A 13218-nucleotide genomic window follows, 5' to 3' on the forward strand; every position below is an offset into this window, starting at 1 on the left:
ATCTTCAGGTCACAGAAGAAGAGCAGGAGACGAAGACAATGACCAGCAAGCGTAACATTTTCGGCCGTGCCTTTGCCGTTATCGGCGCCGCATCCGCAGCAGCAGCAGCCATCGAAGGCGGCCGTCGCCCGCAGGCCCGCGACCTCAACACCCTCGGCATCGACCCGACCAGCTTCCCGGCTCCCTATCGCCGCGGCTGATACGACGACGCTGCGTACAGACTGTCGCAGTAAAAGATTTCGCCTGGGATCATTCATCCCGGGCCGCAAAAAGCCCGCAGGTCCATGATGGACCAGCGGGCTTTGCTTTTGGGGGATAGCGCGTAGACGAGACGTCCCTTCCCGTCACACCCACCGTCTCCATGACAGTCGATAAAAAAACCCGCGGTCCTTTCGAACCGCGGGTCTGTCTGCGAGGAGATGGACGGCAACCTTCGCCGCCAGCCTCGATATCAATGCGGGGCGACAGCGTCGGCCCCGACCGGGTGATGCTTCTTGTTGTACCGAATGGACGACCAGAGGGCGATGCCAATCAGCGTCGCGCCACCGAGACCGGTGATGACTTCGGGGATATGCACCAGCGTCTGGACGTACATGATCACCGAGAGGATCAGGATCGCGTAGAACGCGCCGTGCTCCAGATAGCGATATTCCGCGAGCGTTCCCTTCTCCACCAGCATGATAGTCATGGAGCGCACATACATGGCGCCGATGCCGAGGCCGATGGCGATGACGAACAGGTTCTGCGTCAGGGCGAAGGCGCCGATGACGCCGTCGAACGAGAAGCTGGCATCGAGCACTTCGAGATAGATGAACGCACCGAGGCCGCCCTTCGCCGCTTCGCTCATCGTCTTCTGCGACGCGTCGAGCAAACCGCCGATGACCTCGACCACGAGGAAGGTGACGAGGCCGTAGATGGCCGAGAAGACGAAGGTCGTGCTCTCGATATCCGGCGTTGCCGCATCGTCCGGGATCAGCGCGGAGAAGGCGAGGATCAGGACGAGGACGAAAGCGATTTCGACGCCCTTGATGCTGGCCGCCGCCGACAACCGCTTCTCGATGAAGGAGATCCAGTGGATCTTCTTGTCATGGTCGAAGAAGTAGGAGAGGCCGACCATCATCAGGAAGGTGCCGCCGAAGGCTGCGATCGGCAGGTGGGCGTCGTTCATGATGCGCGCATACTCGTCCGGCCGTGCGGCGGCGAGGATGATGGCGTCGATCGGACCGATGCCGGCCGCGATGACCACGATCAGCAGCGGGAAGACGATCCGCATGCCGAAGACGGCGATGAGAATGCCCCAGGTCAGGAACCGCTGCTGCCAGATCGGCGTCATGTCCTTGAGCTTGTTGGCATTAACGATGGCATTGTCGAAGGAAAGCGAAATTTCGAGCACGGCGAGCACCGTGCAGATGAAGAAGACGGTGGCCATGCCGCCGATCGTGCCGGTCTCGTTCCAGCCAAGCCAGGCGCCGAGCGCGAGACCGAGGCCGGTGACGATGAAGGCCCAGGTGAAATAGCTGAGTGTCGATGTCTGGGTGGAGGGGTTCATGCGCCCGCCCTCCCGCCGGCCGCGACGTTCGCGCCGGTGCTGATCGGATCGGGGGTAGCAAAAAGCGATGCCATGCCTGCACGGGCATGCATCGTCGTAGAGACGTTCTTTGTCATGGGAATTTACATCCGCCGGCTCGGTGTGCTGGCGGTACCGACATCGCGAGAGCGCCGTTAAAACTCTCGCCAGAGGGGCCCGGCACCAAATTCGTCCCGCGCGAGTGTCGATGTCGTATGCGCGGGATTGCTGAACTATCTAGCCATCCCTGATCCCCCGTCAAGATGCCACCCGTGCAACGGGGAAACTCATTTCCTTTTGTCATGAAGCCATCGTCAACCGGCACTGGATCGGGCAGGCCTTTTATGGCAACAGGCAGAGCCTCTTGCCGCGCCTGATCGAACGCGCATCGGCCCCATCCCCGATCATGCGCCCCGATCACGCCGAGCAGCCCACCATGCCCTCAACCGTGCCTCCGAAATCCTCCGCCATTCAACACGGTTCAGCCAGCCTGGGCATCGTCTTCATGCTCTTGGGCATGCTGATGTTCTCGCTGAACGACACGATGGGGAAATGGCTGGTCGAGACCTATCCGGTTCTGCAACTGATGGCGATCCGCAGCGTTGCCGCGCTTCTCGTGCTGCTGCCGCTCGTTCTCCGCCGCGGCATCATGACGGTGGTTCGGGTCGAGCGTCCCGGGCTGCAGGCCCTGCGCGCGCTGCTGTTTGCCATCGACGCGACCGCCTTCTACTTCGCCGTCGGCTACATGCCGCTGGCCGATGCGATGATCTACTGGCTTGCGGCCCCCATCTATGTCGCGGCGCTGTCGCCCTTCCTGCTTGGCGAAAAGGTCGGATGGCGACGCTGGACCGCGATCCTCATCGGCTTTGCCGGCGTGATCATCGCGCTCGATCCCTCGCGCGAAAGCCTGTCGATGCCCGCATTGGTCGCGCTCTTCGGCAGTGCCTGCTTTGCCTTTGCCATCATGCTCGGCCGCACGCTGCGCACCACGCCGGATACGACGCTGGTTGTCTGGCAGTTCGTCGGCTCGCTGGTCTTCTCGCTCATCGGCGTCGCCGTCGTCCCCGGCAGCTGGAAGCCGCTCGATCCCGCGACGATCCTGCTTCCGGCCCTTCTCGGCGTGGTCGCCATGCTCGCCCACGTGCTCGTCAGCCGCTCTCTGAAGCTTGCGGATGCCGCGACCGTCGTTCCTCTGCAATACACGCTGCTTTTCTGGGCGGTGGTCTTCGGCTGGATCTTCTTCGGAGATACGCCACGCCCGACCGTCATCATCGGCGCCGCCCTCATCGTTGCCTCAGGTCTCTTCATCTTTTTCCGTGAGCAGACGCTAAAGAAATTTCGGCAGGCCGACGAATAGCGGCCTTCTCCGTTGCCAAAACAGTTGCGATCCTTATGCTGGTCAACCAGATAGAGATCCGGCGGTCGTCGCTCCGAGGGCACCACGACGTCCCTTGGGAAGCCCGTCCGGAGCACGGGAAAAGAGCAGCCGCAACCAGAGCGGACGGCACAATGGGAGAGAGTGAATGGGACTGATCAGCCTTCGGCAATTGCTGGATCATGCGGCCGAAAACGACTATGCGGTACCGGCCTTCAACGTGAACAATCTGGAATATGTCCAGGCGGTCATGCGCGCGGCGGACAAGACCGACAGCCCCGTCATCCTCCAGGCCAGCCGCGGTGCGCGGGCCTATGCCGGCGATGGCTTCCTGCGGCACCTGATCCTCGGCGCGGCCGAGGAATATCCGCACATTCCGATCTGCCTTCATCTCGATCACGGCGACCAGCCCTCCACCTGTATCTCCGCCATCACCAACGGCTTCACCTCCGTCATGATGGACGGCTCTCTGCTGGCCGACGGCAAGACGGTGGCAAGCTATGAATACAACGTCGCCGTCACAGCCGAAGTCGTGAAGATCGCGCATGCGGCCGGTGTCTCGGTCGAAGGCGAACTCGGCTGCCTTGGCAATCTGGAAACCGGCGCCGGCGAGAAGGAAGACGGGCACGGCTTCGAAGGCAGGCTGACGCGCGAGGAACTGCTGACCGACCCGGAACAGGCGCTCGACTTCGTGAGCAAGACCGGCGTCGATGCGCTGGCCGTCGCCATCGGTACCAGCCATGGCGCCTACAAGTTCACCCGCGCGCCGGACGGCGACATCCTGTCGATCGATACCATCGAAAGAATCCACAAGGCCCTGCCCAACACCCACCTCGTCATGCACGGCTCCTCCACGGTGCCGCAGGACCTGCAGGACCTCTTCACCGCCTATGGCGGCGAGATGACCCAGACCTGGGGCGTGCCCGTATCGGAAATCCAGCGCGGCATTCCCTTCGGCGTGCGCAAGGTCAATATCGATACCGACCTGCGTTTGGCGATGACCGGGACGATCCGCAAGTGCTTCAAGGAGAAGCCGGAGAATTTCGATCCGCGCAGCTACCTGAAGCCCGCGACGGCCCTGATGACCGATGTCTGCCTGGAGCGTTTCGAGGCCTTCCGAACCGCCGGCAAGGCATCGTCGATCCGCATCAAGCGCATGGCCGATATGGCCGCCACCTACGCGAAGATGGCCTGATCCACGTGCCGGACATCGATAGCATAAACGGGGGGCCTTCCGCCCCCCGCACCGCCCCGCAGGAGGGGACGGTCGTTCACCTGCCCGTACCCGTCGTGGTCATGGGCGTCAGTGGCTGCGGCAAAAGCTCCGTCGGCGAGGCCATCGCCGGGGCTTTTGCGACCGACTTCATCGAGGGCGACGCCCTGCACCCGCCCGAAAACATCGCCAAGATGTCGGCGGGCACGCCGCTGACCGACGAGGACCGCTGGCCGTGGCTCGACACCGTTGGCCAGGCCCTGCATCAGGGATCCGACGCAGGTCACGCGGTCGTGGTGTCCTGCTCTGCGCTGAAGAGGGTCTATCGCGACCATCTGCGCAAAGCGGCGGGCGGCAGGCTCGCCTTCGTCTACCTCACGGGCACCCGGGCCGTCCTCGAATCCCGCATGGGCCATCGCACCGGCCATTTCATGCCCACCTCGCTGCTCGACAGCCAGTTCAGGACGCTGGAGGCCCCGACGGGCGAAGACCTCGTCGTCACCGTCGACATCGACCGGCCGCTCGACGCTGTCATTGCCGCCGCCCTGGAAGGCCTCGCCGATCTGCGGACCGCGTGAGAGCCTTCTTGCGGGATCTCCTTCGTCTCCGGCACCTGATCTGCGTCATTTTTGACGCAGCCCAACCCGGCCTGTCCTGAAGCGCACGCACCCCGTGACTCCGGCGGCAAAAGCGCTTTAAGGACATTCGGTAAGGCGGCACCTGTGATTCTCCGCCGCTCACAGGAACGGGAAATGCAGCCGAAAGACATGTGAGGCGGCAACCACAGGCGATGTCATGACGTCGTCACATGAGAATGACACGCGTGCCGCAAACGACGGCAAAGACCACATCCGCTTCGACACGCGTCTCCCGGTGCTCGGACGATGTGGAACAGGAACGACCGCCAAGGCTTTGCCGAATGCGCAAAGACCGGAAGCAGGCCATGATCGAGGATGCGATGCGCTACGCCCTTTATTTCACCCCACCGAAAGACGATGCCCTGACGCTGGCCGCCGCGGCCTGGCTGTCGCGGGACGCCTTTCTCGATGGCCGGGTGCCGACACCTGAGGTTCCCGGTTTTACGACGGAAGAGCTGGGCACGCTGACGGCCGAGCCCCGGCGCTACGGCTTCCACGCCACGCTGAAGGCACCCTTCGAGCTTGCGCCCGACCGCACGGAAACCGAGCTGCTGGCAGCTCTCGACGAATTCTCCGCCGAAAGCGAACCCTTCGAGATCCCGTCCCTCACGCTCGGCCAGCTTGGCCCCTTCTTCGCGCTCGTTCCCGGCGCCCCCTCGGATGCGCTCTCACGCTTTGCCGCCGAGACCGTGCGCCGGTTCGAGCCCTTTCGTGCGGCCCTGTCGGCGGAAGACATTGCCCGGCGAAATCCGGAAATGCTGCCCACGGCACAGCGAGAGAACCTGGAAAACTGGGGTTACCCCTATGTTTTCGACGAATTCCGCTTTCACATGACGCTGACCGGCACGGTTCCCGAGGAGCGGCGCCCGGCCGTGCGGGCAGCGCTCGAAGAGGCGTTCGCCGGCTTCCTGGAAAAGCCACTGCCCGTGACCGCACTCGCGCTCTTCATCGAGCCGAAGCGCGGCAGCCCCTTTACCGTCCACTCGCTGATGCCATTGGGCGATGCCGCGACCGAAGGAGACAGATGAATGGCCCTTGAGCAGATCTTCACCAATGCCAGCATTGTCCTGCCGGATGAAATCGTAAAAGGCTCCGTCCTCGTACGCGACGGAGAGATTGCCGATATCTCGACCGGCGCGCTTCACAGCGGCGAGGACTTCGAGGGCGATTACCTCATTCCGGGCCTCGTGGAGCTGCACACCGACCATCTGGAAACGCATTATTCCCCACGCCCCGGCCTGCGCTGGATGAAGATGGCGGCGATTCAGGCGCATGACGCGCAGATCGTCACCTCCGGCATCACCACGGTCTTCGATTGTCTGCGCATGGGCTCTGCGGAGGGCGACGACGGCTTTGCCACGGGCGAAATGCGCGCCATGGCCGATGCGCTGGCCGAGGCCGAGCGGGAGAACCGCCTGCGTGCCGACCACCGCATTCATCTGCGCTGCGAGGTCTCGACCGACAACGTGCTCGACCAGTTCGACGCCTTCCGCGACGATCCGAAAGTCGGCCTCGTCTCGCTCATGGACCACGCGCCGGGCCAGCGCCAGTTCCAGACGATGGATCAGTACATTCTCTACTACAAGATCAAGCGCGGCCTCTCGGACGAGGCCTTCGCGATCTATGTCGAGAAGCAACTCGCGCTGTCGGAACGCAATTCCGCCCGCCATCGGATCGCGCTCTCCGACATCTGCGCTGCCCGCGGCATCCCGATCGCCAGCCATGACGATGCGACGGCGGCTCACGTGACGGAATCGATCGACCTCGGCGTCAAGCTGGCGGAATTCCCGACCAGCCTTGAAGCCGCCGATCTCTCCCACAAGGCTGGTCTCAGCGTTCTGATGGGCGCCCCGAACGTCGTGCGCGGCGGCTCGCACTCCGGCAACATCGCAGCCCGCGATCTCGCCGAGCGCGGCGTGCTCGACGTGCTCTCTTCCGACTACGTGCCCTTCAGCCTTATCCACGCCCCCTTCCTGCTCGCCGATGCGATCGAGGGCTTCGGCCTGGAAAGAGCGATCGCGCTCGTCAGCGACAATCCGGCCCGCACGGTCGGTCTCGACGACCGAGGACGGATTGCGGTCGGCCGCCGTGCCGACCTCGTGCGCGTCGAGCGGCCGAGCGGCGTGCCGATCGTCCGCTCCGTCTGGCGCAACGGGCGGCGTGTCGCATGACCCCGGATCACCCGACGGGCGGCACCGGTGCCATGATCGTCGTCGTCGGCCCCAGCGGCGCCGGCAAGGACAGCGTCATCGACTATGCCATGGCCCGGCTGAAGGCCCGATCGGCCGAGGTCGAGCTCGTCCGTCGCGTGATCACGCGCGCACAGGATGCCGGCGGAGAGGATCACGAAGCGATATCGCCTGAGGATTTCAGCGCCCGTGCCGAAAAGGGCGCATTCGCCGTGCATTGGGAGGCCCACGGCCTTCATTACGGCATCCCCATCGCGTGCTACGCCAAGCTCGAGGAAGGGCGCACGCTGGTTGCCAATGGCAGCCGCGCCGTGCTCGACAGTTTTCGGGACGCGTTTCCGCGCGTGGCAGTCGTCAATATCGTAGCGTCGCCCGAGGTCATCGCGGCCCGGCTGATCGCTCGCGCCCGGGAAAGCGAAGCCGAGATCCGCCGGCGTCTCGCCCGCCAGGTGCCGGATATCGATGGAGATCCGCACCTGACCACCATCGACAATAGCGGCCCGCTGGAAGAGGCCGGCGAGCGCTTCGCAGCCTTCGTGCTGTCGCTGGCGAAAGCCGAAGCCAGTTAGTTTAGGCGAATGAGGGCGGATAACGCGCCCTCATTCCTTGTTCCTCATTCGATATCGAACGAGACGCCCTGCGCCAGCGGCAGCGCCTTGGAATAGTTCACCGTGTTGGTCGCCCGGCGCATATAGCCTTTCCAGGCATCCGAACCGGATTCGCGACCGCCGCCGGTTTCCTTCTCGCCACCGAACGCACCCCCGATCTCGGCACCGGACGTGCCGATATTGACGTTGGCGATGCCGCAATCCGAACCGTCGGCCGACAGAAACCGCTCGGATTCCTGTAGGTCGCGGGTGAAGATCGACGAGGAGAGGCCAGCGGCCACGGCATTGTGGGCCGCAATCGCCGTGTCGAAGTCGCTATATTTCATGACGTAGAGGATCGGCGCGAAGGTTTCCTCCAGCACCGGGCCCGCCTGCTCCGGCATTTCGACCAGCGCGGGCTTGACGTAATAGGCGTCGGTATGGCCGAGATCGACGCGCTCGCCACCCGTCACGCTGCCGCCATGCGCCTTGGCCTCCTCGAGTGCTTTCTGCATGCCCTCATAGGCCGGGCGATCGACCAGCGGGCCGACGAGAGCGGTGCTTTCGAGCGGGTTGCCGACGGACACGCTGCCATACGCCTTCTTCAGACGCGGCAGCAGGGCGTCATAGACGCTATCATGGACGAACAGACGCCGCAGCGTCGTGCAGCGCTGCCCGGCCGTGCCCATGGCGCCGAAGGCGATTGCGCGCAGCGCCATGTCGAGATCCGCAGACGGGCAGACGATGCCGCCATTGTTGCCGCCGAGCTCCAGAATGCCGCGCGCGAAACGCTTGGCAAGCCGCGGGCCGACATCGCGGCCCATGCGGGTGGAGCCCGTTGCCGAAACGAGCGGCACCCTGGGATGATCGACCAGAACTTCGCCGATCGTGCGGTCTCCGATCAGCACGGAGGAGAGACCGGACGGTGCGTCATCGCCGAAGCGCTTGATGGCATTTTCGAGAACGGCCTGGCAGGCGAGCGCCGTCAGCGGCGTCTTTTCCGAAGGTTTCCAGACCACGGCATTGCCGCAGACGAAGGCAAGCGCTGCGTTCCACGCCCAGACGGCGACCGGGAAGTTGAAGGCCGAGATGACGCCGATGACGCCGAGCGGGTGCCAGGTTTCCATCATCCGGTGGCCGGGGCGCTCGGTCGCGATTGTCAGACCGTAGAGCTGGCGGGAAAGGCCGACCGCGAAATCGCAGATGTCGATCATCTCCTGCACTTCGCCGAGACCTTCGGACGGGATCTTGCCGGCTTCCAGCGAAACGAGGCGGCCGAGATCGGCCTTGTGCGCCCGCAGTTCCTCGCCGAGCAGGCGGACCAGTTCGCCACGACGCGGCGCGGGGATCAGGCGCCAGGCCTTGAAGGCCTCATGCGCGGCTTCGATGCGGGCAGCGGTCTCGTCGGCCGAAATGGTCTTGAGGCGCGCGATTTCCTGGCCGGTGACCGGCGAGAAGGACGCCATGTCGCCACCGGTGTAAAGGGACGGATCGACGCCGAGAAGGCCGAGAAGGCGGCCCGTCTCTGCGACGACGTCGAGCGGCTTGTGAGCGATGTTCATGGGTTCAACTCCTGAAAGGGGATCAGCCGAAGCGGACGGTGCCGAGACCGCCGGGCGAGGTGAGGGTGAGAAGGCCGCAGGCCATGTCCTTGATCTTCTGCGGCGTATAAAGATCGTAATAATGTTGGTTCTTGCGGCCGATGGCGTGCTCGGCACTGAAGCTGCCGGCGAAGTCTTCAACTGTCACGGCGTAGACCCAGTCGCGCAGCGCCGTTTCCAGCGAACCGTCGGCAAGCCCCTCCGCGTCGCGCGGAAAGACAATGTTGAGATGGACGCCGCCATCGCCGATATGACCGAAATCGCAGATCCGCCCCTGCGGAAAGCGCTCCGGCATGTCGCGCTTCATCCGCTCGCAGAACGCCATGATGTCGCCGCGACGAAACGCGACGTCGAAGGCGATGAGACGGCCGGACTGCTTGACGCCCTCCGAAAGGGCATGCCGGAGCGCCCACATCTCGTGCGCCGGGCCGATGAAGGCATCGGCCAGCGGCGCAGCCTCTGTCTCGAAGATTTCGGCCAGCACGGATTCGAGCATGTCGCCGAGCGGCTCCTCGCTCTCACGCGCCTGCCACGTCCGGCTGACCTCGGCGAGGATCACATAGTCCGGGATCTCGCCGTTCTGGAACGGGTTGCGAAGCGACGGCACATGGTCAAGGGCCGCCGCAATGGCATTGCGCGACATGCCCTCGAAGGCCGACAGCGTGGTGCCGAGCCGTTCTTCCATCAGCCGCAGCAGCGGCATCACCGCCTCGGGCCCTGCCGGAACCAGATAGGCCGTAGCCGTCTGCAGCGGCAGGCGCTCCAGGTTGAGCACGCAGCGTGTGACGACGCCGAACGCGCCGGAGGTGCCGATGAACAGCTGCTTCCAGTCCACGCCTGTATTGTTCTTGCGTAGCGCCTGCCCGAATTCGAGGATCGTCCCCTCGGCATCGGCCAGCACCACCGTCAGCCCCAGCACGTTGCGCCTGACATCGCCATATTTCAGGAAACGGGAGCCGCCGGTGTTGGTGGCGATCATGCCGCCGAGCCGCGGATCGGCCCCGAGATCGATCGGAAAGAACAGGCCGGACGCCTCCAGCCGCCGGTTGACGTCCGACAGCAGCAAGCCCGCATCGGCCTCCAAGGAGCGATTGTCGGCATCGAGCGCGAAATGCCCGGTCATCCGGTCGAGGCTGAGCACCACCTGCCCGCCCGCCGCATCGGGCGTCGAGCCGGAGACGAGGCCCGTATTGCCCGACTGCGGTACGACGGCAAGGCCGTGACGCACGCAGTAGGAAAGGACAGCGGACACCTCCTGCGTGGTCTGCGGCCGCACCACGGCCAGCGCCCGGCCGGCATCATAGCGCGCGCCGGTCTCATAGCCCGCCATGTCGCCGGCGTCGGACACGAAGCCGCGTTCGCCCACCAGCGCCGTCAGCGCCCGCGCATGCTCGTCTGCGATGGCAACGCGAACGGTCACTCGGCCGCCTCTGCGCGCGATGTCGCCTGTCCCGACGTGCCGGACATGCAGGCCGCGATCGAGGCCGCTTCGATCGCCGCATAATGGTCGAATTCGTTCAGCACGGCCTGTCCGAGATCGGCCTCGAACTGCTGCTGGCTGGGGCTTGCGGAGAAATCCTGCGCAGCGGCATCGCCAAGATTCGACTGGAAAATGCCGGCAGCACTGACGGGAAGGAAATCCTCGTAGACGATCGGGTCGAACCGCACGAGCCCGTCACGCAACAGCGTCTCAAGGTCGCCCGACATCTCGGCACCGCGGCCGGCATCCGTCAGGCTGTAGGTGAAATAGCCAAGCCCCTGCACGCGAATACCGTCCCAGCTGTCCGGAAACGCCTCGAAGGCATCCGCCAGCGCCTGCTCGTAGGCCGAGGCATTGGAACCGTCGGCGGCCGGGCGGACATGTTTGCGCGACTTGTCGAGCAAGGCATCGTAAAGCGCCCGCCCCTTCGGCGTCAGGGCAATACCGCGTTGCTCGATCTCGCCGAAGCGGGCCGTGTGCGAACCCGCCACCCAGGCGCCGGTCTCGTCCTTGAACGACACCGGCTCGTCCAGCGCCTTGAACGAGGTCTGTCGCAAAAGGATGGGGCAGGCCCGCGTCGGAGGACCTTCGATGACGGCCTTCGGCGCAATGCCTTTTTCCGGCATGCGGGCCTGCACTGCGTCGATATCGAGGGTGCGCGGCGTCAGGTGGTTGATGTGCGGTCCCTTGAAGGAAACGACGTCGGCCATCAGGCGATGCGCATCGTGCAGCCGCTTGTAGAGGCCCGCATCCACGATGGCCTTGTCGTGCCAGCGGAATGTCTCCAGCACCGCCTCGACAAAGGCAGCGGCGTCCTCGGCATTCAGCCCACCCTCGGCCTCCGCCTTCTCGGTAAGCGCGACGGCACCAGGCGTGAAGATCGCGCGCGTCGAAAGCACGCGTTCGGCTTCCGCCCGCAGGTCCGCATCGTCGATCAGGTCGAGACGCAGCAGCGAGGTGAAGACGCGGAAGGGGTTGCGGCTGAGGGCTGCCGCACCGACCGGACGAAACGCCGTGGAATGGACGGGAACGCCCGCCGTGCTGAGGTCGTAATAGCCGACCGGAAACATGCCCATGACCGCAAAGACGCGGCGCATCACCGACAATTCCGCAGGCGTGCCAAGCCGGATGGCGCCATGCCGCTCCTGCGAAATCCGCTCCAGCGCATCGATCTCCGTCAACCGCTCGGCAAGGGCGGGCTCTGCGGCGAGCACATGCGCATTCACCTCGGCAACCAGATCCATCAGCGTGCCATAGGCCGGCACTTCCGCCCGGTACATGGCCGACATGGCGGCGGAAAAGGCGGAACGGATAGCGTCGTTCTGAACGAAGGTCTTCTCGGTCATGGCGGCTTGCCTCGCGATATGGCGTCACGATAGGATGTGGCGCGCTGATCATTCTGGTTTCGTATGATACTACCCCGAAATGCGCTTTGATTGCGACGGTTTTGACTATGATCATGCGGGGGCGGAATGAAGTTGAGCCGAAGACTGGTGCCCGACATCGCCACGCTGCAGGCGTTCGAATGCGCCGCGCGCCATGGCAGCTTCACGCAGGCCGCAGCGGAATTAAGCCTCACCCAGAGCGCCGTCAGCCGCCAGATCAAGGACCTTGAAGGCCAGCTCGGCGTGCTCCTCTTCGAACGCATCCGCCAGCGCGTCATCCTGTCGGATGCGGGGCAGAAGTTCCTGCCCGACGTGCGCCGCCTGCTGCGCCAGTCAGAGGAGCTGATGGTGCGGGCCATGGGCGCGGCCCGCTCCGACAATGCGCTGTCGATCGCGACGCTGCCGACCTTCGGCAGCCGGTGGCTGACGCCGCGCCTGTCCGATTTTCTCCGCCTTCACCCCGACACCATCCTCAACATCGCCGCCCGGTCGCAGCCGTTCGATTTCGGCGAGGAGAATTTCGACGTGGCGATCCACTACGGCCAGCCTGTCTGGGCGCATGCGATCTGCGACTATCTCTGCAGCGAGGTCATCGTGCCCGTGGCCAGTGCAGCCCTTCTGGCGCGCCACCCTGCCCCCGAACCAGCCGACCTCGACGGCGCGCCGCTGCTGCACCTCGCAACCCGGCCGAAAATGTGGGCGGAATGGTTCGAGGCAAACGGCACGACGGCCGGCAGCGCCTATCGCGGCAGCCGGTTCGACCAGTTCGCCATGGTGATCGAGGCGGCAATCGCCGGCCTCGGCTTTGCGCTCCTGCCGCGCTACCTCATAGAGCACGAGCTTGAAATCCGCCGCCTCGTCGTGGTGTTCGACCGGCCGATGAAGACCGAAAACAGCTATTACCTCGTCGTGCCCGAGGGCAAGATGGAGAACCGGGCAGGCCTTGCCTTCCGGGACTGGATCATGGGTCAGGTGACATGACGACAGAGCTTGAGACCTTCACGTTCAAGACACAACTTACGGAACAAAAGGCCGCACGCTGCGTTTCCATGGGGAGAGAAATGCCATGCTTTCGCTTTAAGCCCGGGAGGTGGCGGCCATCGAATGTCATCCGAAAAGACCTGTGACGACGATCTGTCCTCCCGCGCTCCACGCCCTGTGGCCGGCTGCGCCGACGCTGCGC

General features: G+C 64.5%; 12 protein-coding genes. 8 read left to right on the forward strand and 4 right to left on the reverse strand.

What is annotated here, in order from left to right; translation table 11 throughout:
- The first annotated feature begins 38 nt into the window (after window positions 1-38).
- A complete protein-coding gene (locus tag C8J33_RS27060) occupies window positions 39-200 on the forward strand; it encodes a hypothetical protein (RefSeq protein WP_092931024.1) in 162 nt (53 codons plus the stop codon).
- A gap of 251 nt (window positions 201-451) precedes the next feature.
- Here C8J33_RS27060 and C8J33_RS15570 read toward each other — a convergent pair whose 3' ends face one another.
- Complete coding sequence (locus tag C8J33_RS15570; protein ID WP_110801112.1) at window positions 452-1549, reverse strand: DUF475 domain-containing protein; 1098 nt, start codon at window positions 1547-1549, stop codon at window positions 452-454.
- 424 nt (window positions 1550-1973) lie between these two features.
- Here C8J33_RS15570 and C8J33_RS15575 point away from each other — a divergent pair, with 424 nt between their 5' ends.
- From C8J33_RS15575 to phnN, 6 genes are all read left to right on the forward strand, one after another.
- A complete protein-coding gene (locus C8J33_RS15575) occupies window positions 1974-2924 on the forward strand; it encodes a DMT family transporter (RefSeq protein WP_422038400.1) in 951 nt (316 codons plus the stop codon).
- Window positions 2925-3090: 166 nt separating this feature from the next.
- The gene (fba, locus tag C8J33_RS15580) at window positions 3091-4137 is read left to right on the forward strand and encodes a class II fructose-bisphosphate aldolase (RefSeq protein ID WP_110801113.1); all 1047 of its coding nucleotides are present in this window, start codon (window positions 3091-3093) and stop codon (window positions 4135-4137) included.
- 101 nt (window positions 4138-4238) lie between these two features.
- Entirely contained in the window at window positions 4239-4733 is a 495-nt protein-coding gene (locus C8J33_RS15585) for a gluconokinase (protein ID WP_132664916.1), read from the forward strand.
- A gap of 380 nt (window positions 4734-5113) precedes the next feature.
- On the forward strand, window positions 5114-5821 hold the full coding sequence (locus C8J33_RS15590; protein WP_132664917.1) for a DUF1045 domain-containing protein: 708 nt from the start codon (window positions 5114-5116) through the stop codon (window positions 5819-5821).
- Complete coding sequence (locus tag C8J33_RS15595; RefSeq protein ID WP_132664848.1) at window positions 5822-6964, forward strand: alpha-D-ribose 1-methylphosphonate 5-triphosphate diphosphatase; 1143 nt, start codon at window positions 5822-5824, stop codon at window positions 6962-6964.
- A complete protein-coding gene (gene phnN / locus C8J33_RS15600) occupies window positions 6961-7551 on the forward strand; it encodes a phosphonate metabolism protein/1,5-bisphosphokinase (PRPP-forming) PhnN (protein ID WP_132664849.1) in 591 nt (196 codons plus the stop codon). Before C8J33_RS15595 ends, phnN begins: the two co-directional genes overlap by 4 nt.
- 44 nt (window positions 7552-7595) lie before the next feature.
- Here the strand turns inward: phnN and C8J33_RS15605 are convergent, their stop codons facing one another.
- Genes C8J33_RS15605 through hglS form a run of 3 tightly spaced genes read right to left on the reverse strand, consistent with a single transcriptional unit; the run spans window position 7596 to window position 11996 of the window.
- A complete protein-coding gene (locus tag C8J33_RS15605; RefSeq protein WP_132664850.1) occupies window positions 7596-9131 on the reverse strand; it encodes an aldehyde dehydrogenase family protein in 1536 nt (511 codons plus the stop codon).
- A 22-nt stretch (window positions 9132-9153) separates the two neighbouring features.
- Window positions 9154-10572 carry an FAD-binding oxidoreductase gene (locus tag C8J33_RS15610; protein ID WP_422038402.1) on the reverse strand — a complete coding sequence of 473 codons (1419 nt, stop codon included), beginning with the start codon at window positions 10570-10572 and terminating at the stop codon, window positions 9154-9156.
- 14 nt (window positions 10573-10586) lie between these two features.
- A complete protein-coding gene (gene hglS, locus C8J33_RS15615; protein ID WP_132664851.1) occupies window positions 10587-11996 on the reverse strand; it encodes a 2-oxoadipate dioxygenase/decarboxylase HglS in 1410 nt (469 codons plus the stop codon).
- A 126-nt stretch (window positions 11997-12122) separates the two neighbouring features.
- Between hglS and C8J33_RS15620 the strand changes: the two genes are divergently transcribed.
- A complete protein-coding gene (locus C8J33_RS15620) occupies window positions 12123-13016 on the forward strand; it encodes a LysR family transcriptional regulator (RefSeq protein WP_132664852.1) in 894 nt (297 codons plus the stop codon).
- Window positions 13017-13218: the final 202 nt, after the last annotated feature.

Origin of the sequence: Rhizobium sp. PP-CC-3G-465, assembly GCF_004343445.1 — a bacterium.
GTDB classification, from domain to species: domain Bacteria; phylum Pseudomonadota; class Alphaproteobacteria; order Rhizobiales; family Rhizobiaceae; genus Ferranicluibacter; species Ferranicluibacter rubi.

Excerpts from the sequence above, each read along its gene's own strand:
- C8J33_RS15575 (WP_422038400.1), top strand. The coding sequence starts at position 1,974 with ATGCGCCCCGATCACGCCGAGCAGCCCACCATGCCCTCAACCGTGCCT.
- C8J33_RS15620 (WP_132664852.1), top strand. The coding sequence starts at position 12,123 with ATGAAGTTGAGCCGAAGACTGGTGCCCGACATCGCCACGCTGCAGGCG.
- C8J33_RS15585 (WP_132664916.1), top strand. The coding sequence starts at position 4,239 with ATGGGCGTCAGTGGCTGCGGCAAAAGCTCCGTCGGCGAGGCCATCGCC.
- C8J33_RS15570 (WP_110801112.1), bottom strand. The coding sequence starts at position 1,549 with ATGAACCCCTCCACCCAGACATCGACACTCAGCTATTTCACCTGGGCC.
- C8J33_RS15595 (WP_132664848.1), top strand. The coding sequence starts at position 5,822 with ATGGCCCTTGAGCAGATCTTCACCAATGCCAGCATTGTCCTGCCGGAT.
- C8J33_RS15605 (WP_132664850.1), bottom strand. The coding sequence starts at position 9,131 with ATGAACATCGCTCACAAGCCGCTCGACGTCGTCGCAGAGACGGGCCGC.
- hglS (WP_132664851.1), bottom strand. The coding sequence starts at position 11,996 with ATGACCGAGAAGACCTTCGTTCAGAACGACGCTATCCGTTCCGCCTTT.
- fba (WP_110801113.1), top strand. The coding sequence starts at position 3,091 with ATGGGACTGATCAGCCTTCGGCAATTGCTGGATCATGCGGCCGAAAAC.
- C8J33_RS15590 (WP_132664917.1), top strand. The coding sequence starts at position 5,114 with ATGCGCTACGCCCTTTATTTCACCCCACCGAAAGACGATGCCCTGACG.
- phnN (WP_132664849.1), top strand. The coding sequence starts at position 6,961 with ATGACCCCGGATCACCCGACGGGCGGCACCGGTGCCATGATCGTCGTC.
- C8J33_RS27060 (WP_092931024.1), top strand. The coding sequence starts at position 39 with ATGACCAGCAAGCGTAACATTTTCGGCCGTGCCTTTGCCGTTATCGGC.